The sequence below is a fragment of the Streptomyces sp. NPDC060184 genome (genome assembly GCF_042728795.1).
Taxonomy (GTDB): domain Bacteria; phylum Actinomycetota; class Actinomycetes; order Streptomycetales; family Streptomycetaceae; genus Streptomyces.
Map to the genome: position 1 here is coordinate 14609 of NZ_JBHWYX010000004.1, position 23873 is coordinate 38481.

Genomic DNA, 23873 nt, shown 5'->3' on the forward strand with positions numbered 1-23873 from the left:
GGCCGGCCCCCTGCGGGTGACCGGTCAGGTCAGAGCGGGCTCTGCCTGGGGTACATCGATGTCGATGCCGTCGAGCAGCGACTGGTGCTGGGCGGCGGCGTTGAGCGCGTCGTTCTCGTCCTGGATCCGTACGAGCTCGGATTCCAGGTCCTGGACGCGCTTCTGGAGCCGTCGCATCTCGGCGAGGAGTCGCGGGTCGGAACCGCCGACGTAACCGAGAAGCGCCTTTGCCATGATGGATGGTCCTCCACACTGAGTGACCGACCGAAGCGGTGTGGGTCGTGAGGGAATCGCACCCGCGGTGCCCGGCAGTGCTCTTCATCATCACTGCGGTTGCTGCGGAAACAGCCCTGTCGAACAGCTGAGGTGCGCGGGGATTTCAGAGTCTCACCAAAAAGTTTGACGGTCAACACGATCACACCCCGTGGGCGCCGCCATCCCCGGGACGGCCCGCCCGACGATCACACCGGACATCTCCGCCGACTGCTCGCGGAGCCCCGGCGATCTTGACCAACCGGGTAGCTTCGCATGCCCGGAGGCCTTTGGCAACAACGGGGCATTCCTGGACTCCGTCGCAGGTCACTCCGGGTGCCACCGCCCCCGCGCACACGGCGGCGACGCGACGCGAGCGGCGCCGGGAGAGCGCCCCGGACGCGACGCCCCGTGCGCCGGTCACCGGATGGCGAACCCGTCGTAACCACCGCGCGGGGTGTCCCAGATCTCAGTGACTCCGTCCACGCGTCCGGGCGTGTCGTCGGAGCCCAGCCACTCCAGCAGACGGTGGCAATTCTCACGTGCTCCCTCGGCGACGACCTGCACCCGGCCGTCGTCCAGATTGAGGGCGAAGCCGGTCAGCCCTCCGATCTCCAAAGCGTTTGCCCTGGTGAACCAGCGGAACCCTACTTGCTGTACTCGGCCGCGTACCCACACCACGAGTCGTGCATCTTCGCTCATACGGGAACGCTAACCGGAGCGGGGTGCCCGAAGCCTCTCGCGGCCGATCCGTCATGGCGTACAGTCCGGTCGCAATGACCTCACCCCATCGGGTGAGCACCACGGACTCGGCCACGCCCCCGGAGACCTCGGGGGCGGCCCGAACGGCATGAGGAAGGCACAGCGCATGGGACGCCACCGACGATCCGCCGCAGGCCCCGCCGCTGACGACACCGCTCCGGTGCCCTCCGGAGGACGGCACGGCGGCCGTGCCCGTCGGCCGAAGCGCCGGGTGCCCCTGCCGGTACGGGCCGGGCTGCTCGGGATCTCCGCGGCGGTGGCGGTCGGCGCGGTCGCGGGTGCCACCGGCATGCTCCCGGGCGGGGCGACGTACGGCCTGAGCGACAGCTCGCACGCCGACCGCGCCGACTCCGGTGGTGCCCCGGACCTGCTCACGCAGGGCACCGCGAGCGCCGGCCCGACGGACCGTTCCGCCGCCACCCCGGCGAGCCGGGGCAGCGAGCGCCCCGCGGCCCCCTCGGAGCCGGCCTCGCCCTCCCCCTCCGCGTCGCCCGCGGAGAAGACCGCGAGCCCGACGCCGTCGCCCACCCCCTCCGTCACGAGGACGACCGCCGCCCCGGCCCCGAAGAAGTCCGCCGCGCCCGCGGCACCGGCGCCCACCACCCCGGACGCCTCCGCGACCGAGGACGCGAAGCCGGCCGCCGGCACCTCCGTCCAGACGCAGGTGCTGACCCTGGTCAACCAGGAGCGCGCGAAGGTCGGCTGCAGCCCGCTGACCCTCAGCTCCTCGCTGACCTCGCTGGCCCAGAGCTTCAGCCAGGACATGGCGGTCCGTGACTTCTTCGACCACACCGACCCGGACGGCGACACCCCCTGGGACCGTGCGGCGACGGCCGGGATCACCAACCTGGGCGGCGAGAACATCGCCCGCGGCCAGGCGGACGCGGCGGCCGTGATGGACAGCTGGATGAACAGCGAAGGCCACCGGGCAAACATTCTCAACTGCGATTACACGACCATGGGCGTCGGCGTCTACATCGCCGACGGCGGCCCGTGGTGGACGCAGGACTTCGGCTTCTGACGCGGGCCGTCCGACCGGCTCCGTGACGACGCGGCGCCTCCCCGCCCGGGGAGGCGCCGCTGTCGTACGTCCCCTCTCACCGCGCCCGCGGCACCCGCTGGCAGTTCGGGCAGAAGTAGCTGGAGCGGTTCATCCAGGGGCGGCGGCGCATCGGGGTGCCGCAGCGGTGGCAGGGTTCGCCCTCGCGGCCGTAGGCGTCCAGGGAGCGGTCGAAGTAGCCGGATTCGCCGTTCACGTTGACGTACAGGCTGTCGAAGCTGGTCCCGCCCTGGGCGAGCGCCGCGTTCATCACGTCCCGGACGTGGCCGAGCAGCTCGGCGGACTTCGGGCGGGTGAGGGTCGCGGTGGCGCGGTCGTAGTGGAGCTTCGCGCGCCAGAGCGCCTCGTCCGCGTAGATGTTGCCGACGCCGCTGATCAGCGACTGGTCGAGCAGCGCGCGCTTGACGGTCGTACGGCGCAGGCGCAGCGCGGTGTGGAAGGCCGCGTCGTCGAAGGCGGGGTCGAGGGGGTCGCGGGCGATGTGCGCGATGACGTCGGGGAGCCCGTCCGGGGTGGTGGGGTGGAGCGAGAGCCCGCCGAAGGTCCGCTGGTCGACGAAGCGCAGATCGGTGCCGAGGGTGTCGGCGAAGCGCATCCTGATCCGCAGGTGCTTCTCGGCCGGGGCGTCGTCGGGCCGCACCAGCAGCTGACCGCTCATGCCGAGGTGGCCGAGGAGGGAGACGGGCGCGTCCTCCAGCGGGATCCACAGGTACTTGCCGCGCCGCATCGCCGCACCGAAGCGCATGCCGCGCAGCCGGGCCGCGAAGTCCACCCCGCCCGCGAGGTGCCGGCGCACCGCGCGCGGGTGGAGGACCTCCACCTCGGAGACGGCCCGGCCGGCGACCCAGCGCTCCAGACCCCGGCGTACGACTTCGACCTCGGGCAGCTCGGGCACGGTGACGCTCCTCCAGGGACACCAGGGGACCAGGGGCACTGCGGGCGCGGCGCGTACGGGGCGCACGGAACCACGCGGGAAACGCCGCGACCCCCCGGCGCACAGGGCACCGGGGGGTCGCGGACGGGGTCAGGCCGGAGCGACGTCCGTGTTCTGCGGGGGGTCGGCAGGGGTGTCGGCGGCCCCTGCGTCGGCCGCGGACTTCTCCGCGGTCGCCCTCGCTTCGGCGGCGGCGCTGATTTCGCGCCAGGCGGACTCGGCCGCCTGCTGCTCCGCTTCCTTCTTGCTACGACCGGTGCCGGTGCCGTACGAGACACCACCGACGCGAGCGGCAGCAGTAAAGATCTTCTCGTGGTCCGGGCCGGTCTCCGTGACGAGGTACTCGGGGACTCCGAGACCCTCGCTCGCGGTGAGCTCCTGGAGGCTGGTCTTCCAGTCCAGGCCGGCGCCGAGGTTCGAGGACCTGTCGATGAGCGGGTCGAAGAGCCGGTGGACCAGCTCCGAGGCCGCGTCGAGGCCCTGATCGAGATAGACCGCGCCGATCACCGCTTCAAGGGTGTCGGCGAGGATGGAAGCCTTGTCCCGGCCACCCGTGCCCTCTTCACCGCGGCCGAGCCGGATGAAGGAACCGAGTTCGAGGCCGCGGCCCACTTCCGCGAGTGCACGTGAGTTGACCACCGCGGCCCGCAACTTGGCCAGCTGGCCTTCGGGCAGGTCGGGGTGGGTGCGGTACAGCGTGTCCGTGACCACCAGGCCGAGCACCGAGTCCCCGAGGAATTCGAGCCGCTCGTTGGTGGGCAGACCGCCGTTCTCGTACGCGTACGAGCGGTGGGTCAGCGCACGCACCAGAAGGGCGGACTCAAGGTGATACCCGAGCCGCCCTTCCAGAAGCGTGTGGGACGAGGCTGTGTTGACGTTGTCTGCCTGCTTCTTGGCGTGGGACAACTCAGACATCGGGCCTCTCACCAGCCACTCAGACTTCGAGGACCTGGCGCTTGTTGTACGTGCCGCAGCTCGGGCACGCAATGTGCTGGAGCTTCGGCTCCTGGCAACGCTCACACGAAACCAGGGTGGGGACCGCAGCCTTCCACTGCGACCGGCGGTGGCGCGTGTTGCTGCGCGACATCTTCCGCTTCGGAACAGCCACGGCTACTTCTCCTGCTTCTCGTCGACGCCAGGTTCGGCGCCGCCCATGTTGTCCTTCTCGCCGTCCTGAACGGTCTCGGCGAGTCCTTGCAGTGCCGCCCACCGGGGGTCGGCGACATCGTGGTGGTGGCCCGGATTCTCGTCCAGCCTGATTCCGCATTCGGAACACAGACCGGCACAGGTCTCCGTGCACACCGGCTGCATCGGCAGTGCGAGCACTACCGCGTCACGCAGCACTGATTCGAGGTCGAACAAGCCGTCCTCAAGGAAAAACTCGTCCTCGTCGTCCTCGGCGTCGTCGGCCGGGTCCGCCGTCTTGCTGCGGCCCCGGTCGTCGGCGTCAGGGTACGAGAACAGTTCCTGGAAGTCCGCTTCGACCTCGAAGGTCAGCGGCTCCAGACACCTTACGCACTCCCCCTCGGCGGTTGCACGGGCGGTGCCTGTGACGAGCACCCCTTCCATGACCGATTCGAGGCGCAGGTCCAGTGTCAGCGGGGCGCCTTCCGGCACTCCGATGACTCCGTCGATACCCAGATCCCTCGGTGCCTCCACCGAGCGGGTCAGCCGCTTCAGGGCACCGGGACGCCGACCCAGCTCGTGCGTATCGAACACGAGAGGATTGCGGTGGTCGAGGTGGCCGTTCAGGGCTTCTCCAGCTTTCGAGATCCGTGTGCATCGCACTGCGTCGGGAGGGGCCGGCCGTTCCGGAGTCGAAACGGGCAGCCGGGATCGCGGAGATACGCGCGACCGAGGAGCCAGGATACTTGACGTACCGCTCAGCACCCAATCCGGACCGGTCGGGCGGGCGGAGGCCGTGCGGCGCCGGGGCCGGTGGCCGGTCGGTGGCCGGTCAGTGCCCCTGCTCGTACCGGCGCAGCTGCTCCAAGTCGATCATGCTGGTGTCGAAGAAGCTGGTCTCGTCGAGTGCCGGCTGCGACGGCGCGGGCAGCTGGGCCTGCGGCTGCTGGTCGGCCCAGCCGTACTCGGGCCGGCCGGTCTGCTCGATCTGGCCGGGCAGGGCGATCTGGCCGGTCTGCCCCTGCTGCGGCTGGTAGACGCCCGGGTCGTACGCCTGCTGCTGGTAGGCGTACACGTCCTGCTGAGGCTGCTCGTAGCCGTCCTGCCGCTCGTAGGCGTCCCGCTGGGGCTGCTCGTAGCCGTACGGGTCCTGCCCGCCCGGCTGCGGGTAGTCGTAGCCCTGGGCGGCCTGGGCGTACTGGGGCCGCGCCGGGTAGTCCGGGGAGGCCTGCGGCGGCTCGGGGTCGGCCAGCTCGGCGAGGCCGGCCAGGTAGTCGGCGTCGCTGGTGTGGCCCTGGGCGCCCGCGGCGTCCTGGGCGGCCATGTGGGCACCGAGGTCGTCGGTGGCCACCCGGCCGTGCAGCTTCTGCCGGCCGCGTCCGACCGCCTCCAGGGTCTTGCCGAGGACGGCCTCGAAGGCGCCGAGCTTGGTGTCGACGTACTCGTCGGCGCGGCGCCGGAGCGTCTCCGGGTCGGCGCTGCGCTCGGGGGCCTCGGCGAAGTCGGGGTCCTCGTAGCCCTGCTCGTCGATCCCCTCGCTCCGGCCGAGCAGCTTCTCGCGGCCCCGGTCCACCGAGCCGATGGTCTTGGTGAGGACGACCTCGAAGTTGGCGAGCTTGCTGTCGACGTACTCGTCGGCCTCCGCCTTGACCTCGGCGGCCTCGCGGCGGGCCTCGGCCAGGATGCGGTCGGCCTCGTCCTGGGACCGTACGACGACCTCGGTGCCGGAGATCAGCGAGCCGCGCTCGGCGTGGGCGGACTCGATGATCCGCTCCGCCTCCTGGCGCGCCCGGTCGACGAGCTGTTCGCTGCCGCCGATGACCTCCTCGGCGTGGGCCAGTGAGCCGGGCAGCGCTTCGCGGAGCTCTTCGAGCATCCCGAGCAGATCGGCGCGGTTGATCACGCACGAGGCCGACATGGGCATGGACCGGGCGTTCCCGACCGCCTCGACGATCTCGTCGAGCTTCTTCTGCACGTCCACCGTGTGCTCGCCACTCTCTGCCGCTGTTGGAGACGGACGGGACGACTGTAAGGCCAGTCGGCTCCCGTCCGACACCGGGTGACGGTCCCTCAGGCGGTCACTTCCGCTCCAGCCGCTCCTGGAGTGCCGCGTGCACGGTCTCGGGCAGCAGGTGGGAGACGTCCCCGCCCCAGGTCGCGACCTCCTTGACCAGGGAGGACGACAGGAAGCTGTAGGTGGGGTTGGTGGGGACGAAGAGCGTCTCGACACCGGAGAGGCCGTTGTTCATCTGGGCCATCTGCAGTTCGTAGTCGAAGTCGCTGACCGCCCGGAGCCCCTTCACGATGGCGGGGATCTCCCGCTGCCTGCAGAAGTCGACCAGCAGGCCGTGGAAGGACTCGACCTCGACGTTGCCGAAGCCGGAGGTGACCTCGCGGATCAGCTCGATCCGCTCGTCGACGGTGAACAGCCCTTTCTTGGACTGGTTGATCATCACCGCGACGTGCACGACGTCGTACAGCTTCGAGGCTCGGCCAATGATGTCGAGATGTCCGTTGGTGATGGGGTCGAACGACCCCGGACAGACGGCGCGGCGCAACGTGATTCCCTCGCTCCCGGGTCCGGTCATCGTGCGTCTTCGCACATGGAGGCGGCGCGACCGTACCAAAGGGTCGCTTCGCCGTAACGGCGGGACCTCAACGGCTCGAAACCCTCCGGCCAGCCGAATTCCCCGCCTCTGGTGGCTCGTTCCACGGTGACGAGTGCGTCCTCGGCAAGCCAGCCCCGCGAGCCGAGTGTGAGGAGGATCTCCCGAAGATCGTCGTCGGTGACGACGTAGGGCGGGTCCAGGAAGACCACGTCGTACGGGTCGGCGGGCGCCGGTCCGGCGACCGTCTGTTCGGCCTTGCCGGTACGGACCTCGGCGCCGGGCAGGCCGACGGCGCGGACGTTCTCGCGGACGGTACGGACGGCCTTCGCGTCGGCCTCCACGAGCAGCGCGTGGACCGCGCCCCGGGAGAGCGCTTCGAGACCGACCGCGCCGGAGCCCGCGTACAGGTCGGCGATCCGGACGCCGTCGAGCGTGCCGAGCAGCGCCTCCCAGGTCGAGAAGAGGCCCTCGCGCGCACGGTCGGAGGTGGGGCGGGTGCCGTTGCCGGGCGGTACGGCCAGGCGGCGTCCGCCGGCCGAACCGGCGATCACGCGGGTCATGGGAGTCGGTCCTCGGGGTCGTGGGACGGCGCGCGGGGGTCGCGTGCCGCTGGGGTCCCTCGATCCGGACGAAAGACCCTGCTCCCACGATATGGCGTGCGGGCGGCGCGGACCCGGGCACCTCCCCGGCCGTCGGGTCACCCCTTGTCGAGGAACTCCTCGCGGTCCTTGTCCAGCAGGGCGTCCAGGGCGGTCCGCAGCTCCGGGTGGCCGGTCAGCTCCGGGTCGGCGGCGACGATCCGGGTGGCCTCGGCGCGCGCGGCGGCGATGATCTCCTCGTCGTCGATGACGGCGAGCATCCGGAGCGAGGAGCGGACGCCGGACTGGGCCTGGCCGAGCACGTCGCCCTCGCGGCGCTGTTCGAGGTCGATCCGGGAGAGCTCGAAGCCGTCCAGGGTGGCGGCGACCGCGCCGAGCCGGGCGCGGGCCGGGCTCGCCTCGTGGGCCTCGCTGACCAGCAGGCAGAGCCCGGCGGCGGAGCCCCGGCCGACCCGGCCGCGCAACTGGTGGAGCTGGGAGACGCCGAACCGGTCCGCGTCCATGATCACCATCGCGGTGGCGTTGGGGACGTTCACCCCGACCTCGATCACGGTGGTGGCCACCAGCACGTCGACCTGGCCGGCGGCGAACCGGCGCATCACGTCGTCCTTGTCGTCCGGGTTCATCCGCCCGTGCAGCACCTCGATGCGGAGCCCGGCGAGCGGTCCGGCGGACAGCCGGGCCGCCACGTCGAGCACGGCCAGCGGCGGACGCTTGTCGCCGTCGGAGCCGCTCGGCGCGTCCGGCTCGTCCGGGTCCTTCCCCGCGGCCTTGGGGGCGGCCTTCGCGCCCGTCTTCGAACCGGCCTTCGTACCCGTCTTCGCGCCGCCCCCGGCTCCGGCGGCCTCCTCGGGGTCGTCGCCGATGCGGGGGCAGACCACGTACGCCTGGTGGCCGCCCTCCACCTCCTCACGGACGCGTTCCCAGGCGCGGGCGAGGAAGTGCGGTTTGTCGGCGGCGGGCACCACGTGGGTGGCGATCGGCGAGCGCCCGGCGGGGAGCTGGTCGAGGACGGACGTCTCCAGATCGCCGAAGACGGTCATCGCGACCGTGCGCGGGATGGGTGTGGCGGTCATCACCAGCAGGTGCGGCGGCTGCTTGCCCTTGGAGCGCAGGGCGTCGCGCTGCTCCACCCCGAAGCGGTGCTGCTCGTCGACGACGACGAGACCGAGGTCGTGGAAGGACACCTTGTCCTCGATCAGCGCGTGGGTGCCGACGACGAGCCCGGCCTCGCCGGTGGTCAGCTCCAGCAGCGCCCGTCGGCGGGCCGCCGTCCCCATGGAGCCGGTGAGCAGGACCACCTTCGTGCCGAGCGCGGAGCCGCCGAGCATCCCGCCCTCGGCGAGGTCGCCCATCATCTCGGTGATGGAGCGGTGGTGCTGCTGGGCGAGCACTTCGGTCGGGGCGAGCATCGCGGCCTGCCCGCCGCTGTCCACGACGGCGAGCATCGCGCGCAGGGCGACCATGGTCTTGCCGGAGCCGACCTCGCCCTGGAGCAGCCGGTGCATGGGGTGTTCGGTGGCGAGGTCGTCGAAGATCTCGCCGGACACCTTCCGCTGGCCCTCGGTGAGGGTGAACGGCAGCCGGGCGTCGAAGGCGTCGAGGAGCCCGTCGGGGGCCGGGCGGCGGGCGACGGCGGGGAGCTGGGCGTCGGCGTACCGCCGGCGGGCCAGCGCGGTCTGCAGGACGAACGCCTCGTCCCACTTCAGCCGCTCCCTGGCGTCCTCGATGTCCGCCTTGGTCTGCGGCCGGTGCACCTTGACCAGGGCCTCGGGGAGGGAGACGAAGCCGCGTCCCTCGCGCAGCGCGGCGGGCAGCGGGTCGACGGCCTCCTGGGCGCTGGGCAGCACGGTGTCCACGGCCTTCGCGATGCGCCAGGAGTCGAGCTGCTTGCAGGCGGGGTAGAGCGGCAGCAGGCGGCCCGCGAAGGCGTCCACGGCCTCGCGCACGCCGGCCTCGCCGTCGGGTGCTGCGGCGTCGAGCAGCTGGTACGTGGGGTGGGCGAGCTGCGTCTTGCGGTTGAAGACGCCGACCTTGCCCGCGAACATCGCCCGGCGGCCGGGGAGGAGTTCCTGGTGCGGCTTGTGCACCCCGTGGCCGAAGAAGACGAGCTGGAGCCGGCCGCTGCCGTCGGTGAGGGTGACCTCCAGGCGTTTGCCGCGCCCGTTGTTGAAGCCCAGCACCCGGGCGTCGGCGACCTGGGCGACCACGGTGACGTGTTCGTCCAGCGGGAGGTCGGAGAGCGGGGTGAGCCGGCCCCGCTCCTCGTACCGTCGCGGGTAGTGGTGCAGGAGGTCGCCGACGGTGTGCAGGCCGAGGTGTTCGGCCATCACCTTCGCGGTGGCTCCGCCGAGCAGCTTCTTGAGGGGTTCATCGAGCGCGGACACGGGTTCCATTGCACACCACGCCACCGACAGTCGTCCGGCGGGAGTGCCCGGGGCGTGTCCGTCGGTCGGCCGCGCGGGCCCGGGACGCGTCGGGCGGACGGCCGCGGGCGGTGGGCGGGCGCCGCTATTCGACGCCGATCAGCAGCGGGGTGCCCGGGTGCCCGCCCCGGTAGACCGTGGTGTCGACCGCCAGGTGTCCTTCGCGTACGTACGCCTCCAGCGCGTCGCCGAGGGTGTCCGGTACGTGTTCGCCGAGGACGAGGGTGACCAGTTCCCCGCCGGCGGCGAGCATCCGGTCGAGGACGGTGCGCGCGGTGCCGGGGAGGTCCGCGCCGATGACGGCCACGTCCCCGTCGATCAGGCCGAGGATGTCGCCGGCCTGGCAGATGCCGGCGGTGGTCCACGACTGCCGTTCGGCGACGGCGAGTTCGGCGTGGCGGGTGGCTCCGGCGGCGGCGGTCATGGCGACGACGTCCTCGTCGAAGCTGCGGCCGGGCTCGTGGACGGCGAGGGCGGCGATGCCCTGGACGACGGCGCGGGTCGGGATGACGGCGACCCGGATGCCGTCGGCCCTGACCTGTTCGGCGGCGACGGCCGCGACGTGGCGCAGGTTGGCGTCGTTCGGGAGCAGTACGACCTCGCGGGCGTGGGCGCGGCGGATGGCCTCGACGAGTTCGCCGCTGGCGGGCGGCTTCCCGGGGCGCGCGAGCACGGTGACGGCGTCTGCCTCCTCGCAGAGGCCGCGCAGTTCCTCGCCGGGGACGACCACGACCACGGAGCGCGGGGCGGGTTCGGCGTGCGGCTGGACCCGTGCGGCGCCGAAGTGGGTGATCCGGATGCGGTGCGGGCGGCCCGCCTCCACGCCCGCCTCCACGGCGGCCCCGGCGTCGTCGACGTGCACGTGGACGTTCCACAGGCCGTCGCCGCCGACCACGACGAGGGAGTCGCCGAGGGTGTCGAGCCGTTCGCGGAGCCGGTCCACCGCCACGTCCTCGGCCTCCAGCAGGTAGATGACCTCGAAGGCGGGCCCGTCGCCGGGCACCACCCCGTCCACGGGGCTCGCGCACGCTCCCCCGCACTCCCCGGCGGGGGCGGCAAGGTCCTCGGCGGATACGAGCCGCGGTCCGGGCGCCTGGCGGGGCATGTGGAGGGGCGCCCGCCCGGTCACCGTCTCCAGCAGCGCCCCCAGGACGGTCACCAGGCCCTGGCCGCCCGCGTCCACGACTCCGGCGCGGCCGAGCACCGGCAGCTTCCCGGGTGTCTCCTCCAGCGCCTCGGCGGCGCCCGCGTGGGCCGCCTGGGCGACGGCCGCCAGACCGCTTCCGGGCGTGACCGCCCCGGCGGCCCGCGCGGCGGCGGCGGCGACGGTGAGGATGGTGCCCTCCACGGGGTGGGCGACGGCCCGCCGGGCTGCCGAGGCGGCGTGCGCCAGCGCCCGTACCAGGTGGTCCGCGTCCCCGCCGTCCGCGAGCACGGCCGCCATCCCGCGCAGCAGCTGGGCGAGGATGGTGCCGGAGTTGCCCCGCGCCCCGATGAGCGCCCCGTGCGCCATGGCGCGTACGGCCTCGGCGGCGGCCGGTCCGGTGGAGACGGGGCTGGCGGCGTCCGGCCCCGCCGGGGCCGCGCCGTGGGCCGCGAAGACGGCCTCGACGGCGGCCCGCGCCGACTCCACGGTGAGGAAGAGGTTGGTGCCGGTGTCCCCGTCGGGGACCGGGTAGACGTTGATCGCGTCGATGGCGGCACGCTCCCGGCCCAGGGCTTCGAGGGCCAGGGAGCACCAGGTGCGTACCGCGACGGCGTCGAAATCGTCGGGGAGTTGCGGCACCTGGGTCCTCCTTGAAGCGGCCGTGTACGGCGGGCTGCACCGCAGGTTAACCCCGGGCCGCCGGTGCGTGGACGGGGACAGGGGTGCGGGAGGGCGGCCTTCGGAACCGTGGTAGTTTCGTTGTACCGAGGCAGCCGTTGTATGGTGTTTCGGTTGCCCGATGAAAGTCGGGCCATTCCTCCGGTGCCGTCACTTCAGTTCGCTGATTCCGGCGCGCCGGAATTCACTGTAAGTGCACCTGAAGTCTTTGGAGTGACCCGTGGCTGCCAACTGCGACGTCTGCGGCAAGGGGCCGGGCTTCGGCAACAACATTTCGCACTCGCACCGCCGTACGTCTCGTCGCTGGAATCCCAACATCCAGCGCGTGCGTGCCGTGGTCGGTCGGACGCCGAAGCGGCTCAACGTCTGCACCTCGTGCATCAAGGCCGGCAAGGTCGCGCGCTGACGTTCCCGTCGTAGCGCAGCCTTCCGGTTGCCCAAAAAGCCGGTCCACCTCGGTGGACCGGCTTTTTGCTGTGCCCGGACGGGGGTTGCCCCGGGCCGGAGGGCCGGGAGCCGCCCCGTCACCGGGGGCGGGTCGGGGGACGACGGCTTCAGACCCGGCGGCTCCGCCAGCCGTGGTCGACCGGGCCGATCCCGGCGCCGAGGGGGAATCCGGCCTCGATCGCCCCGGTGACGTACGCCTTCGCGTTCCGTACGGCCGTGGGCACGTTCTGGCCCCGGGCCAGGCCGCAGGCGATGGCCGAGGCGAGGGTGCAGCCCGTGCCGTGGGTGTGCCGGTTGTCGTGGCGCGGGGCACGCAGCCAGTGCTCCTGCCGGCCGTCGGTGAGCAGATCGACGGCCTCGCCCGGCAGATGGCCGCCCTTGATCACCACCCAGCGCGGGCCGAAGGCGAGCACGGCGGCGGCGGCCCGTCGCATGTCCTGCTCCTCGGCCACCTCCACGCCGGTGAGCTGTGCCACTTCGTCGAGGTTCGGGGTGGCGACGGTGGCCAGCGGCAGCAGCTTCGTGCGTACGGACTCCAGGGCCCCGGCGGCGAGCAGCGCGTCCCCGTGCTTGGAGATCCCCACCGGGTCGACGACGACCGGGGCGGCGGTGTCCGCGAGGAGTCCGGCGACGGTCTCGACCAGTGCGGCGGAGGCCAGCATGCCGGTCTTCACCGCCTGGACGCCGATGTCGTCGACGACGCTGCGGTACTGGGCGCGTACCGCTTCGGCCGGCAGCTCCCAGGCGCCCTGCACGCCCAGGGAGTTCTGGGCGGTCACGGCGGTGAGCACGCTCATGCCGTGCACGCCGAGGGCCAGCATCGTCTTGAGGTCGGCCTGGATGCCGGCACCGCCGCCGGAATCCGATCCGGCGACGGTGAGGACACGGGGCGGTACGGCGGCAGTCGTGGGCATGGACCGCAATCTACTGCGGGCCGCGGGCGCCGGGCCGGGCGGTCCGACGGGCGGACGCTTTGCCGGTCCGCCGGTCCGGCAGGCGGACGGACCGACGGGCGGACAGGCCGGCAGGCGGACGGACCGACGGGCGGACAGGCCGATGGGCGGGCGGCGGGGCGGGCGCCCCGCCGGGCAACACGCTTCAGGGGGCGTCCTCGACGTCGCCGAAGTGGTCCCAGCCTCCCCTGCTGGTCCAGGGCGCGCCGTCGACGGTGACCTGGGGCAGGGCGGACGGGTTGAGGACCTCGCCGATCACCTTCCAGCGGGCGGGGAGTTTCACGTCGGGCGGGAAGGTCGCGACGATCGCGTGGTCCTCGCCCCCGGTGAGCACCCACTGGAGCGGGTCGACGCCGACCGCCTGTCCGATGTCCGACATCTGGGACGGGACGTCGATGAGTCCGGACCGCAGGTCGATGCGGACCTTGCTCGCCTCGGCGATGTGTCCGAGGTCGGCGACGAGGCCGTCGCTGACGTCGGTCATCGCGGTGGCGCCGAGTCCGGCCGCCGCGGGGCCCGCGTGGTACGGCGGTTCGGGGCGCCGGTGGGCTTCGACGAAGGCGCGGGGCGAGCGGAACCCCCGGGAGAGTACGGCGAATCCGGCGGCGGACCAGCCGAGCCAGCCGGTGACGGCGACGACGTCCCCGGGCCGGGCGCCGCCCCGGGTGACCGGTTCGTGGTTGCGGAGGTCGCCGAGCGCGGTGATCGCGACGGTGATGGCGTCCCCGCCGACCACGTCGCCGCCGACCACGGCCGCCCCGGCGACCTGGCACTCGTCGCGCAGCCCGTCCATGAGTTCGGTCGCCCAGGTCACCGGGAGGGTCGCCGGGACGACGAGGCCGAGGAGGAGCGCGGTGGGCACGGCGCCCATCGCCGCGATGTCGGCGAGGTTCTGCGCCGCCGCCTTGCGCCCGACGTCGTACGCCGTCGACCAGTCGCGGCGGAAGTGGCGTCCTTCGATCAGTACGTCGGTACTGGCCACGACCCTGCGGTCCGGAGCGGCCACGACCGCGGCGTCGTCGCCGGGCCCCAGACGTACCGCCGGAGTGGTGGTGAGGCGGGCGGTGAGCTCTCTGATGAGCCCGAACTCCCCCAACTCACCCACGGTTCCCTTCACCGGGTGTCACCTCTCGTTCGTCGCACCGGGCGTCCGGTGCGGGCTGCTCCGACGTGTCCGCGCACCGGACGCGGCCCTCCCCCGGGCCGGGCCGGTCCGCGGTAGCGGGCGGTCACCGCTGTCTGTAGTGTCGGGAGACACGTCGTTCCGTGTCGCCCGTACGCCACGCTACGGACCGCTCCCGGTCCCCGGGTCTCCCCGCTCCCGTCGGTGACGCGATAACGTGGCGTTCCTCTCCCCCACATGATCCTCGTGGCCGCCCTGGAGGTTCCGTGGTACAGGCGTACATCCTTATTCAGACCGAGGTGGGCAAGGCGTCGATCGTCGCCGAGACCATCGCGAAACTTCCGGGAGTGATCCAGGCAGAGGACGTCACCGGACCCTACGACGTGATCGTGCGCGCCCAGGCGGACACGGTCGACGAACTCGGCCGCATGGTGGTCGCCCGGGTCCAGCAGGTGGAAGGCATCACGCGAACCCTGACCTGCCCCGTAGTCCACCTCTGACCCCCGTCTACGCTGGTCCGGTGACGTCTTCCCGCCGCCGGCCGCTCCGCCCGTCGTTCCTCGTGCCGTCCGCCGCCGCGCTCCTGCTGGCGGCGGGCTGCTCCGGCGGCTCGCAGCCGTCGGTCGCGGTACCCACTCCGTCCGAGGACGCGGTCGCGTACTGTTCGGCGCTGCACAAGGCGCTGCCGAAGACCGTGGCCGGGCTGGAACGCGGTGATCCCGCACCGGAGTCGGAGCTGACCGCCGCCTGGGGGGACGGGGCGATCGTACTTCGCTGCGGTGTTCCCCGGCCCGCCGCCATGGCGGACGCCGCCTCCAAGGGGATCGACGCGGACGGCGTCAACTGGCTGCTGGAGCAACGCCCGGACGAGGGGCCCCGGTTCACGACGACGTACCGCAAGGCGTACGTCGAGGTCTCCATGGGCACGCGGTTCGCCCACGACGCCAGCCCGCTCGCCGAGTTCGCGAAGCCGGTGCGCGAGACCGTCCCCGACAGCCTCTAGACCGCGGTGTCCGAACCCGCGGTGTGAGAACCCGCGGTGTCCGAACCCGCGGTGTCCGAACCCGCGGTGTCCGAACCCGCGGTCGCTCGACCCTCGGTCGCTCGCCCCGCGGCCTCCGAACCCGCGGCCTCCGCGTCGCGCCTCCGCCGGCCGGTGGTGCCGGCCGGCGGGGCGTACGCGGTCAGCGCAGGCCGGTGGAGCGGGTCAGGGCCGCCTGGAGGAGCCGGTCGATCAGCTCCGGGTAGTCGACGCCGCTCTCCTGCCACATCCTCGGGAACATCGAGATGGGCGTGAACCCGGGCAGGGTGTTGATCTCGTTGATGACGAACTCGCCCTCGTCCGTGAGGAAGAAGTCGGCGCGCACCAGGCCCTCGCAGGAGACGGCCTCGAAGGCGGCGACGGCGAGGCGCTGGACCTCGGCGGTCTGCTCCGGGGTGAGCGGGGCGGGCACGAGTCCGGCGGCGGCGTCGATGTACTTGGCCTCGAAGTCGTAGAAGTCGTGCGCGGTGACCGGCGGGATCTCGGCCGGCACGCTGGCGCGCGGCCCGTCCTCGAACTCCAGCACCCCGCACTCGATCTCGCGTCCGCTCAGCAGCGACTCGACGAGGAACTTCGGGTCGTGCCGACGGGCCTCCTCGATCGCCTCGTCCAGGCCGCCGGGCCCGTCGACCTTGGTGATGCCCACCGACGAGCCGCCGCGCGCCGGCTTCACGAAGAGCGGCCAGCCGTGCTCGCCGGCGAAGTCGACGATCCGCTTGCGGGCGGCGGAGGGGTCCTTCTCCCACTCGCGGGGCCGGACGACCAGGTAGGGGCCGACGGCGAGGCCGAAGGAGATGAAGACCCGCTTCATGTACTCCTTGTCCTGGCCGACGGCGGAGGCGAGGACGCCCGCGCCGACGTAGGGGACCCCGGAGAGTTCCAGGAGTCCCTGGAGGGTGCCGTCCTCGCCGTACGGGCCGTGCAGCACGGGGAAGACGACGTCGACCTCGCCCAGTGCCCGGGGCACCGATCCGGGCTCGTTGAGGACGACTTCGCGGCTGCCCGGGTCCACGGAGAGAACCACGCCGCCCTTCTCCGACTCGGCGAGCGCGTCCACGTCGGGCACCCGCCGGTCGGTGATGGCCATGCGGGCCGGGTCGTCGCCGGTGAGGGCCCAGCGGCCGTCCTTGGTGATGCCGATCGGCAGGACGTCGTAGACGGTCCGGTCGATGGCGTTCAGGACGGCGCCGGCCGTGACGACCGAGATGCCGTGTTCGGAGCTGCGTCCGCCGAACACGACAGCCACGCGCGGCTTGCGGCGCTGCTGCTCAGGGCTCTTCGGACGCTCAGGGCTCTGGGGGAGGTTCTCGCTGCTCATATCGCGATGAGCGTACCTGCTGGTACCGGAGGAGTCAGCGCCGCTCGGGCTTGGCGCTCCGCGACATCAGCTCCTTGACCGCGACGGCGGGCGGCTTGCCCTCGTGGACGATCCCGACGACGGTCTCCGTGATCGGCATGTCGACCCCGTGCCGGCGGGCCAGGTCGAGCACCGACTCGCAGGACTTGACGCCTTCCGCGGTCTGGCTGGTGGCGGCGATCGCCTCCTGGAGCGTCATGCCCCGGCCGAGGTTGGTGCCGAAGGTGTGGTTGCGCGAGAGCGGCGAGGAGCAGGTCGCCACCAGGTCGCCGAGGCCCGCGAGTCCGGAGAACGTCAGCGGGTCCGCGCCCATGGCGAGGCCCAGCCGGGTGGTCTCGGCGAGTCCGCGGGTGATGAGCGAACCCTTGGCGTTGTCGCCGAGGCCCATGCCGTCGGCGATGCCGACGGCCAGGCCGATGACGTTCTTGACGGCGCCGCCGAGCTCGCAGCCGACGACGTCGGTGTTGGTGTACGGGCGGAAGTACGGGGTGTGGCAGGCGGCCTGGAGCCGCTGGGCCACCGATTCGTCCCTGCAGGCCACGACGGCCGCCGCGGGGCGCCGTTCGGCGATCTCGCCGGCGAGGTTGGGCCCGGTGACGACGGCGACGCGGTCGGCGGAAACCTTCGTCACGTCCGCGATCACCTCGCTCATCAGCTTCGCGGTGCCGAGCTCGACGCCCTTCATCAGGGAGACGAGGACGGTCTGCGGTTCCAGGTGCGGGGCCCACTCGGCGAGGTTGGCGCGCAGCGTCTGGGAGGGCACCACCAGCACCGCGAACTCGGCGCCGCGCAGCGCCTCGGCGGGGTCGGTGGTGGCGCGGACGGACTTGGGCAGTTCGGCGCCGGGGAGGTAGCCGGGGTTGGTCCGGGTGGTGTTGATGGACTCGGCGACCTCGGCGCGGCGGGCCCAGACGGTGACGTCGCAGCCGGCGTCGCCCAGGATCACGGCGAACGCGGTGCCCCAGGAACCTGCCCCGAAGACGGCGACTTTGCGCGGGTCGGTCACTGGGTGCCCTTCTCTTCGGCCCGGCGCCGCTGGTTCGCGCGGGCCTTGCGGTGGTCGTACGGCTCGGCGGGGGCCTTCTCGCCGCGCACGGTCTCCAGTTGCTCGGTGATCGCGGCCATGATGACCTCGGTGACCTCGCGCAGCACCTCGGGCGTCGGCTCCGAGCCGTAGAAGCGGCTGAGGTCGACGGGCGGTCCGGCCTGCACCCGGAGGGTCTTCCGGGGGAAGAACCGGTACTTGTTCTCCTTGGCGTACGGCGGCATCGCCAGGTTCGCGCCCCACTGGGCGACCGGGATGACGGGCGCGCGGGTCATCAGCGCGACGCGGGCGGCGCCGGTCTTGCCGTTCATCGGCCACATCTCGGGGTCGCGGGTGAGGGTGCCTTCGGGATAGAAGGCGACGCACTCGCCGTCCTCGATCGCGGCCACGGCGGCGCGGAAGGCGTTCAGCGCGTCGGTGGTCTCGCGGTAGACGGGGATCTGGCCGGTGCCGCGCAGCATCATGCCGACGAACGGGGCGCGGAAGAGGGCGGCCTTCGCCAGGAACCTCGGCACCCGGCCGGTGTTGTACTGGAAGTGCCCGTACGAGAGCGGGTCCAGGTAGGAGTTGTGGTTGACGGCCGTGATGAATCCTCCGTCGGCCGGAATGTGCTCCATTCCCCGCCAGTCACGCTTGAAGAGAACCACCAGCGGCGGCTTGGCCATGACCGCCGCCAGGCGGTACCAGAAGCCGATTCTGCGGCGGGACACTCGGACCCCTTTCACTCGGGTTTCTCATCGACCCGACCTGCTGCTCGGCCACGGACGGTCATGTCCCGCCCCAGGCCCCTGCTCTGTCGAGAACACCGTACGCCCCGCTCCCCGGACCGGACCGGCAGGCTGTCGCACCCGGCAGGCGAGAATGGGGGCCGAGTCCACGGAGGGGGAGATCGCCACGAACACCGACCCGGCCGGCCGCTGGTCCCTGGTCGTCCCGCTGAAGCCCTTGGAGTACGCCAAGAGCAGGCTGCGGGACGCCCTGGGAGACGCTCTGCGGCCCCGACTCGCCCTGGCCTTCGCCGAGGACACGGTCGCGGCGGCGCTCTCCTGCACGGACGTGCGCGATGTGGTGGTCGTCACGGACGACACGGTGGCGGCGGCCCGTCTGGCGGCGCTGGGAGCCCGTGTCGTCCCCGACTTCCCGGCCGCCGGTCTCAACGCGGCGCTCGCGTACGGCGCGGGGCTGGTGCGTGCCGTCAGGCCGTCGGCCCCGGTCGCGGCGCTCAACGCGGATCTCCCCGCACTGCGCCCCTCGGAATTGTCGCGGGTCCTCGAATTCTCTTCCGGATTTCCCCGTGCATTCCTTTCGGACGCCGCGGGAATCGGGACGACATTTCTCTCGGCGGTGGCCGGAGTGGAATTGCGGCCCGCTTTCGGCGGTCACTCGCGCGCCCGGCATCTCGCGTCGGGTGCGCGGGAGGTGCCGCCCGGGGGGCTGGATTCGGTCCGCCGGGACGTGGACACCGGGGACGATCTGCTGGTGGCGCTGGCCCTGGGCGTGGGACCCCGTACGGAGGAACTGCGGGACGCCGTACGGCTGGGGGCCGTCCCGGGCCCGGCCACCGGGCCCACGCGGTCCGCGCCCACCGGGCGATAGGCTGCGGCCCATGCAGGCGACCGCGTACACGTACGACCCCGAGACCCGCAGCGGCAGTGTGCTGCTCGACGACGGCACCCCGGTGGACTTCCCGGCCGCCGCGTTCGACGCGGGCGGCCTGCGGCTGCTCCGCCCCGGTCAGCGGGTGCGGATCGAGGGTTCGGGCGAGGGTGCCTCGCTCCGGATCGACCTGGTGACCCTGCAGACCTTCTGAGCGGGGCCCGTTCGGCCGAACGGGCGGGTGCCCGCCGGTCCGGCGCCGGGCGTCCGGACAGCCCGCGGGCCGGGCTCCCCGAGGGGAACCCGGCCCGGCGCGTCGTGCGAGAGCGAGCGGGTGCCCGGTCTCACTTCTTGCGAGCGGTGGCCTTCTTGGCCGTGGTGGTGCGCGCCGTGGTCTTCTTGGCGGGCGCCTTCTTGGCGGTGGCCTTCTTGGCCGGGGCCGTCTTCTTCGCGACGGCGGCGGTCTTCTTCGCCGGCGTGGCCGCCTTCTTCGCAGCCGCCGTGGTCTTCTTCGCCGCCGCCGCGGTGGTCGCCTTCTTGGCGGGCGTGGCGGTGGTCTTCTTCGCCGTGGTCGCGGCGGCGGTGGTCTTCTTCGCCGTCGCGGCCTTGCGGGCGGTGGCCTTCTTGGCCGCGGCCTTGGTGGTCGTACGGGTGGAAGCACCGCCCGAGAGGCTGCCCTTGGGGGCCTTCTTGACCGCCACGTCGTTCTTCGGGAGCTTCTTGGAGCCGCTCACCAGGTCCTTGAAGCCCTGACCCGCGCGGAAGCGGGGCACCGAGGTCTTCTTGACCCGGACGCGCTCGCCGGTCTGCGGGTTGCGGGCGTACCGCGCCGGGCGGTCGACCTTCTCGAACGAACCGAAACCGGTGACCGAGACACGGTCTCCGGCCACGACGGCGCGGACGATCGCGTCCAGTACCGCGTCCACCGCGTCCGCGGCCTGCTGACGGCCGCCGACCTTCTCGGCAATCGCTTCTACGAGCTGTGCCTTGTTCACGTCTTCCCCTTCGGAGACATTGCCAGAACGAAAGTGTTCAAGCGTTTTCGCACGTTAGGCAGATATATACCGCAAATCAAACACGAAACGGGCTAATCACCCTAGTGCCGCAACGAAGTCGACTGGTGCGGACTTCCGCAGAGTCAGTCACCTTCGGGGAATCGGCCCTCATCGAGGTCCTTCATCAACCGGTCCAGACGCCTTGCCGCGCCTGAGAGATCGTGCTTCGCCGTGGCCGTGACGGCCAACAGCTTCCGGGACAGCGCCATCCGTACGCCCTCCGGGACTTGCAGTGCGCGCACCCTTCCGTGCGCTTCCTTCAATTGGTCGGCGACTTGGCCATAGAGCTTGAGTTGGTTGTCGCCTTCCATGCACCGATTGTGCCATCTGAGGCGAGTTGTCGCCCGACAGGGTCTCAACAAGCGACTGCGCCCCCTGCCCGAAGGCAGGGGGCGCAGTCCGGAAAAGCGCTGCTCAGACCTCAATTGTACGCGGCTTGAAGGTCGGCCTTGCCACCTCATATGCCGCGATGTCCGCTTCGTTCTGAAGGGTGAGGCTGATGTCGTCCAGCCCGTTCAGCAGACGCCAGCGGGCGTTCTCGTCGAGCTCGAAGGCCGCCTCGATGCCCTCGGCCCGGACCTGGCGGGCCTCCAGGTCGACGGTGATCTCAGCGGTCGGGTCGGCCTCGGTCAGCTCCCAGAGCGCGTCCACGACGGACTGGTCGAGAACGACGGTCAACAGGCCGTTCTTCAGCGAGTTGCCGCGGAAGATGTCCGCGAACCGGGCCGAGATCACGGTCTTGAAACCGTAGTTCTGGAGGGCCCAGACGGCGTGCTCGCGGGAGGATCCGGTACCGAAGTCGGGGCCGGCCACCAGGACCGAGGCGCCCTGCCGCTCGGGGCGGTTGAGGACGAAGTTCTCGTCCTTGCGCCAGGCTTCGAAGAGTCCGTCCTCGAACCCGTCGCGGGTGACCTTCTTCAGCCAGTGCGCCGGGATGATCTGGTCGGTGTCGACGTTGCTGCGGCGCAGCGGGACGGCCCGGCCGGTGTGCGTGGTGAAAGCTTCCATGGTTCTCAGACTCCGGCAGGCGTGCGGTCGTCGGACAGGTCGGCGGGCGAGGCCAGGTGGCCGAGCACCGCGGTGGCGGCGGCGACCTGCGGGGAGACCAGGTGCGTCCGGCCGCCCTTGCCCTGCCGGCCCTCGAAGTTGCGGTTCGAGGTGGAGGCGGAGCGCTCACCGGGCGCCAGCTGGTCCGGGTTCATGCCCAGGCACATCGAGCAGCCCGCGTGGCGCCATTCGGCTCCGGCCTCGGTGAAGACCTTGTCCAGGCCCTCGGAGACCGCCTGCAGGGCGACCCGGACCGAGCCGGGGACGACCAGCATCCGTACGCCGTCGGCGACTTTGCGGCCCTCCAGGACGGCCGCGGCGTTGCGCAGGTCCTCGATGCGGCCGTTGGTGCAGGAACCGACGAAGACGGTGTCCACGCCGATCTCACGGAGCGGCTGCCCCGCGGTCAACCCCATGTACTCCAGGGCCTTTTCGGCGGCGTTGCGCTCCGAGGCGTCCTCGTACGAAGCCGGGTCGGGGACGTTCGCGGAGAGCGGCGCGCCCTGGCCGGGGTTGGTGCCCCAGGTGACGAACGGGGCGAGCTGGGTGGCGTCGATGACCACCTCGGCGTCGAAGACGGCGTCGTCGTCGCTGCGCAGGGTCTTCCAGTACGCCACGGCGGCGTCCCAGTCCTCGCCCTTGGGGGCGTGGGCGCGGCCACCGAGGTAGGCGAAGGTGGTCTCGTCCGGGGCGATCATGCCCGCGCGGGCGCCGGCCTCGATCGACATGTTGCAGATGGTCATCCGGGCTTCCATCGAGAGCTTCTCGATGGCGGAGCCGCGGTATTCGAGGATGTAGCCCTGACCGCCGCCGGTGCCGATCCGGGCGATGATCGCCAGGATGAGGTCCTTGGCCGTGACGTCCTCGGGGAGTTCGCCGTCGATGGTGATCGCCATCGTCTTCGGGCGGGCCATCGGCAGCGTCTGGGTGGCCAGCACGTGCTCCACCTGGCTGGTGCCGATGCCGAACGCGAGGGCGCCGAAGGCTCCGTGGGTGGAGGTGTGCGAGTCGCCGCAGACGACGGTGGTGCCGGGCTGGGTCAGACCCAGCTGGGGGCCGACCACGTGCACGACGCCCTGCTCGACGTCGCCGAGCGGGTGCAGCCGGACGCCGAACTCCGCGCAGTTCTTGCGCAGGGTCTCCAGCTGGGCGCGGGAGACCGGGTCGGCGATCGGCTTGTCGATGTCGAGGGTCGGGGTGTTGTGATCCTCGGTGGCGATGGTGAGGTCGAGGCGCCGCACGGGGCGTCCGGCCTGCCGCAGCCCGTCGAAGGCCTGCGGGCTGGTCACCTCGTGCAGCAGGTGCAGATCGATGAAGAGGAGGTCGGGCTCGCCCTCTGCGCGCCGGACGACGTGGTCGTCCCAGACCTTCTCCGCGAGTGTCCTACCCATCGCTTTCCCTCCGACCGGCGTCATCGCCGGCCCAACTAGAGATTCGGTGCGCCACCGTCCCGGTCCCGTACGGAACGGCTCCCCCGAACGGGGCGGCGGCTACGGGCCGTCGTACGGCCGCTGGTACAGGTTCGCAACTTCTGGAGAAAATTGAACTTGCGTTTCACAGAGTGAGACGCGAATATCGTCGTATGGACAACTCTAGCGGCGTCGGCGTTCTCGACAAGGCTGCACTCGTACTGAGCGCACTGGAGTCCGGTCCGGCCACCCTCGCCGGGCTGGTCGCGGCGACCGGTCTCGCTCGCCCCACGGCCCACCGACTGGCCGTCGCACTCGAACACCACCGCCTGGTGGCCCGGGACATGCAGGGCCGGTTCATCCTCGGCCCGCGGCTCGCCGAGCTCGCCGCGGCGGCGGGCGAGGACCGCCTCCTGGCGACGGCCGGACCCGTGCTCACCCACCTGCGCGACATCACCGGCGAGAGCGCCCAGCTCTACCGCCGCCAGGGCGACATGCGTATCTGTGTCGCCGCTGCCGAGCGGCTCTCCGGGCTCAGGGACACCGTGCCGGTCGGCTCCACGCTCACCATGAAGGCGGGCTCCTCCGCGCAGATCCTGATGGCCTGGGAGGAGCCCGAGCGCCTCCACCGGGGCCTGCAGGGCGCCCGGTTCACGGCGACGGCCCTCTCCGGGGTGCGCCGCAGGGGATGGGCCCAGTCGATCGGTGAGCGCGAGCCGGGCGTGGCCTCCGTCTCCGCGCCGGTGCGCGGACCGTCGAACCGGGTGGTGGCCGCCGTCTCCATCTCCGGCCCGATCGAGCGGCTGACGCGGCACCCGGGCCGGATGCACGCGCAGGCGGTCATCGACTCGGCCGCACGCCTCAGCGAGGCCCTGCGCCGCGGCTGACCGCCTCCACCGACCGTCCCTCCGACCGCCGTTACCGTGTGACCGCTTCTGCTTCTGCTCCGCACCCGCTCCTGTTCGCACTGGCCGCCCCAGCGTCGTGGCGGCCTTCTTCATGTCCGGGCCCGAACGGCCGGGCGCGCTCGTGGTGTTGGGTGTCCGCACGTGGTGCCGGGTGTCCGGGTACACGAAAAAGGCCCTTCACCGGAGTGAAGGGCCTTTCCCTACTGCTGAGTTGTACCCCCGACCGGATTCGAACCGGCGCTACTGCCGTGAGAGGGCAGCGTGCTAGGCCGCTACACAACGGGGGCGTGTTGCATGAA

The 23873-nt window shown here is 71.9% G+C and carries 27 protein-coding genes and 1 tRNA gene; 7 read left to right on the plus strand and 21 right to left on the minus strand.

The genetic code is table 11. The features are described 5' to 3' along the window. Positions 1-24: 24 nt before the first annotated feature. Both ACFWEE_RS04140 and ACFWEE_RS04145 read right to left on the minus strand, forming a co-directional pair. Positions 25-234 (minus strand): hypothetical protein, encoded by a 210-nt coding sequence (locus tag ACFWEE_RS04140; RefSeq protein WP_266709608.1) that lies wholly within the window; start codon positions 232-234, stop codon positions 25-27. A 438-nt stretch (positions 235-672) separates the two neighbouring features. Beyond that, on the minus strand, positions 673-954 hold the full coding sequence (locus ACFWEE_RS04145) for an acylphosphatase (protein ID WP_386886184.1): 282 nt from the start codon (positions 952-954) through the stop codon (positions 673-675). Between the two features lie 166 nt (positions 955-1120). Here ACFWEE_RS04145 and ACFWEE_RS04150 point away from each other — a divergent pair, with 166 nt between their 5' ends. Beyond that, positions 1121-2035 (plus strand): CAP domain-containing protein, encoded by a 915-nt coding sequence (locus ACFWEE_RS04150; RefSeq protein WP_386886185.1) that lies wholly within the window; start codon positions 1121-1123, stop codon positions 2033-2035. Between the two features lie 76 nt (positions 2036-2111). Here the strand turns inward: ACFWEE_RS04150 and mutM are convergent, their stop codons facing one another. The 9 genes from mutM to ACFWEE_RS04195 form a co-directional block, all read right to left on the minus strand. Then, complete coding sequence (mutM, locus tag ACFWEE_RS04155; protein WP_386886187.1) at positions 2112-2969, minus strand: bifunctional DNA-formamidopyrimidine glycosylase/DNA-(apurinic or apyrimidinic site) lyase; 858 nt, start codon at positions 2967-2969, stop codon at positions 2112-2114. Positions 2970-3098: 129 nt separating this feature from the next. After that, complete coding sequence (gene rnc / locus ACFWEE_RS04160; protein WP_386886188.1) at positions 3099-3923, minus strand: ribonuclease III; 825 nt, start codon at positions 3921-3923, stop codon at positions 3099-3101. A 19-nt stretch (positions 3924-3942) separates the two neighbouring features. Continuing rightward, positions 3943-4116: a 50S ribosomal protein L32 gene (gene rpmF, locus ACFWEE_RS04165; protein WP_003965982.1), complete on the minus strand. Its 174-nt coding sequence runs from the start codon at positions 4114-4116 to the stop codon at positions 3943-3945. A 2-nt stretch (positions 4117-4118) separates the two neighbouring features. Then, positions 4119-4727: a YceD family protein gene (locus ACFWEE_RS04170; RefSeq protein WP_386886190.1), complete on the minus strand. Its 609-nt coding sequence runs from the start codon at positions 4725-4727 to the stop codon at positions 4119-4121. A 238-nt stretch (positions 4728-4965) separates the two neighbouring features. Next, positions 4966-6114, minus strand: a complete 1149-nt coding sequence (locus ACFWEE_RS04175) for a cell division initiation protein (RefSeq protein WP_386886192.1) — start codon at positions 6112-6114, stop codon at positions 4966-4968. Positions 6115-6211: 97 nt separating this feature from the next. Further along, a complete protein-coding gene (coaD, locus tag ACFWEE_RS04180; RefSeq protein ID WP_327180177.1) occupies positions 6212-6691 on the minus strand; it encodes a pantetheine-phosphate adenylyltransferase in 480 nt (159 codons plus the stop codon). 26 nt (positions 6692-6717) lie between these two features. Next, on the minus strand, positions 6718-7302 hold the full coding sequence (gene rsmD, locus ACFWEE_RS04185) for a 16S rRNA (guanine(966)-N(2))-methyltransferase RsmD (RefSeq protein ID WP_386886193.1): 585 nt from the start codon (positions 7300-7302) through the stop codon (positions 6718-6720). A 137-nt stretch (positions 7303-7439) separates the two neighbouring features. Then, on the minus strand, positions 7440-9737 hold the full coding sequence (gene recG, locus ACFWEE_RS04190; protein ID WP_386886195.1) for an ATP-dependent DNA helicase RecG: 2298 nt from the start codon (positions 9735-9737) through the stop codon (positions 7440-7442). Between the two features lie 115 nt (positions 9738-9852). Next, complete coding sequence (locus tag ACFWEE_RS04195) at positions 9853-11553, minus strand: DAK2 domain-containing protein (protein WP_386886196.1); 1701 nt, start codon at positions 11551-11553, stop codon at positions 9853-9855. Between the two features lie 259 nt (positions 11554-11812). On the opposite strand from ACFWEE_RS04195, the gene rpmB reads away from it, so the two are divergent. Next, on the plus strand, positions 11813-11998 hold the full coding sequence (gene rpmB, locus ACFWEE_RS04200; RefSeq protein ID WP_030928661.1) for a 50S ribosomal protein L28: 186 nt from the start codon (positions 11813-11815) through the stop codon (positions 11996-11998). Between the two features lie 148 nt (positions 11999-12146). On the opposite strand, the gene thiD is transcribed toward rpmB, so the two are convergent. Both thiD and ACFWEE_RS04210 read right to left on the minus strand, forming a co-directional pair. After that, a complete protein-coding gene (gene thiD, locus ACFWEE_RS04205; RefSeq protein WP_386886198.1) occupies positions 12147-12953 on the minus strand; it encodes a bifunctional hydroxymethylpyrimidine kinase/phosphomethylpyrimidine kinase in 807 nt (268 codons plus the stop codon). Between the two features lie 184 nt (positions 12954-13137). After that, positions 13138-14109: a thiamine-phosphate kinase gene (locus ACFWEE_RS04210; RefSeq protein ID WP_386886199.1), complete on the minus strand. Its 972-nt coding sequence runs from the start codon at positions 14107-14109 to the stop codon at positions 13138-13140. Positions 14110-14381: 272 nt separating this feature from the next. On the opposite strand from ACFWEE_RS04210, the gene ACFWEE_RS04215 reads away from it, so the two are divergent. Together ACFWEE_RS04215 and ACFWEE_RS04220 are read left to right on the plus strand one after the other, a co-directional pair. Further along, on the plus strand, positions 14382-14615 hold the full coding sequence (locus ACFWEE_RS04215; RefSeq protein ID WP_386886201.1) for an Lrp/AsnC family transcriptional regulator: 234 nt from the start codon (positions 14382-14384) through the stop codon (positions 14613-14615). Between the two features lie 20 nt (positions 14616-14635). Further along, on the plus strand, positions 14636-15118 hold the full coding sequence (locus ACFWEE_RS04220; RefSeq protein ID WP_386886202.1) for a DUF3515 domain-containing protein: 483 nt from the start codon (positions 14636-14638) through the stop codon (positions 15116-15118). Between the two features lie 181 nt (positions 15119-15299). Here ACFWEE_RS04220 and ACFWEE_RS04225 read toward each other — a convergent pair whose 3' ends face one another. The 3 genes from ACFWEE_RS04225 to ACFWEE_RS04235 are packed head-to-tail and all read right to left on the minus strand — an operon-like array spanning position 15300 to position 18269. Beyond that, positions 15300-16475, minus strand: a complete 1176-nt coding sequence (locus ACFWEE_RS04225; protein ID WP_386886204.1) for a D-alanine--D-alanine ligase family protein — start codon at positions 16473-16475, stop codon at positions 15300-15302. Between the two features lie 34 nt (positions 16476-16509). Further along, positions 16510-17520 (minus strand): NAD(P)H-dependent glycerol-3-phosphate dehydrogenase, encoded by a 1011-nt coding sequence (locus ACFWEE_RS04230; RefSeq protein ID WP_386886206.1) that lies wholly within the window; start codon positions 17518-17520, stop codon positions 16510-16512. Then, on the minus strand, positions 17517-18269 hold the full coding sequence (locus ACFWEE_RS04235) for a lysophospholipid acyltransferase family protein (protein WP_386886208.1): 753 nt from the start codon (positions 18267-18269) through the stop codon (positions 17517-17519). The genes ACFWEE_RS04230 and ACFWEE_RS04235 overlap by 4 nt, the downstream gene beginning before the upstream one ends. 151 nt (positions 18270-18420) lie before the next feature. Between ACFWEE_RS04235 and cofC the strand changes: the two genes are divergently transcribed. Further along, positions 18421-19155, plus strand: coding sequence for a 2-phospho-L-lactate guanylyltransferase (gene cofC / locus ACFWEE_RS04240; protein ID WP_386886210.1), 735 nt, complete (start codon positions 18421-18423; stop codon positions 19153-19155). Between the two features lie 10 nt (positions 19156-19165). Continuing rightward, positions 19166-19369: a hypothetical protein gene (locus ACFWEE_RS04245; RefSeq protein ID WP_327178202.1), complete on the plus strand. Its 204-nt coding sequence runs from the start codon at positions 19166-19168 to the stop codon at positions 19367-19369. A 130-nt stretch (positions 19370-19499) separates the two neighbouring features. Here ACFWEE_RS04245 and ACFWEE_RS04250 read toward each other — a convergent pair whose 3' ends face one another. The 4 genes from ACFWEE_RS04250 to leuC all read right to left on the minus strand — a co-directional run bounded on the left by ACFWEE_RS04250 (position 19500) and on the right by leuC (position 22648). Then, positions 19500-20150 (minus strand): HU family DNA-binding protein, encoded by a 651-nt coding sequence (locus ACFWEE_RS04250; protein WP_386886212.1) that lies wholly within the window; start codon positions 20148-20150, stop codon positions 19500-19502. 143 nt (positions 20151-20293) lie between these two features. Further along, a complete protein-coding gene (locus ACFWEE_RS04255) occupies positions 20294-20521 on the minus strand; it encodes a hypothetical protein (RefSeq protein WP_327178200.1) in 228 nt (75 codons plus the stop codon). 103 nt (positions 20522-20624) lie between these two features. Further along, a complete protein-coding gene (leuD, locus tag ACFWEE_RS04260; protein ID WP_386886214.1) occupies positions 20625-21218 on the minus strand; it encodes a 3-isopropylmalate dehydratase small subunit in 594 nt (197 codons plus the stop codon). Positions 21219-21223: 5 nt separating this feature from the next. Continuing rightward, complete coding sequence (gene leuC, locus ACFWEE_RS04265) at positions 21224-22648, minus strand: 3-isopropylmalate dehydratase large subunit (RefSeq protein ID WP_386886215.1); 1425 nt, start codon at positions 22646-22648, stop codon at positions 21224-21226. A 191-nt stretch (positions 22649-22839) separates the two neighbouring features. Here leuC and ndgR point away from each other — a divergent pair, with 191 nt between their 5' ends. Beyond that, positions 22840-23553 carry an IclR family transcriptional regulator NdgR gene (gene ndgR, locus ACFWEE_RS04270; protein WP_275491887.1) on the plus strand — a complete coding sequence of 238 codons (714 nt, stop codon included), beginning with the start codon at positions 22840-22842 and terminating at the stop codon, positions 23551-23553. 235 nt (positions 23554-23788) lie between these two features. On the opposite strand, the gene ACFWEE_RS04275 is transcribed toward ndgR, so the two are convergent. After that, positions 23789-23861, minus strand: a tRNA-Glu gene (locus tag ACFWEE_RS04275). Between the last annotated feature and the right edge of the window lie 12 nt (positions 23862-23873).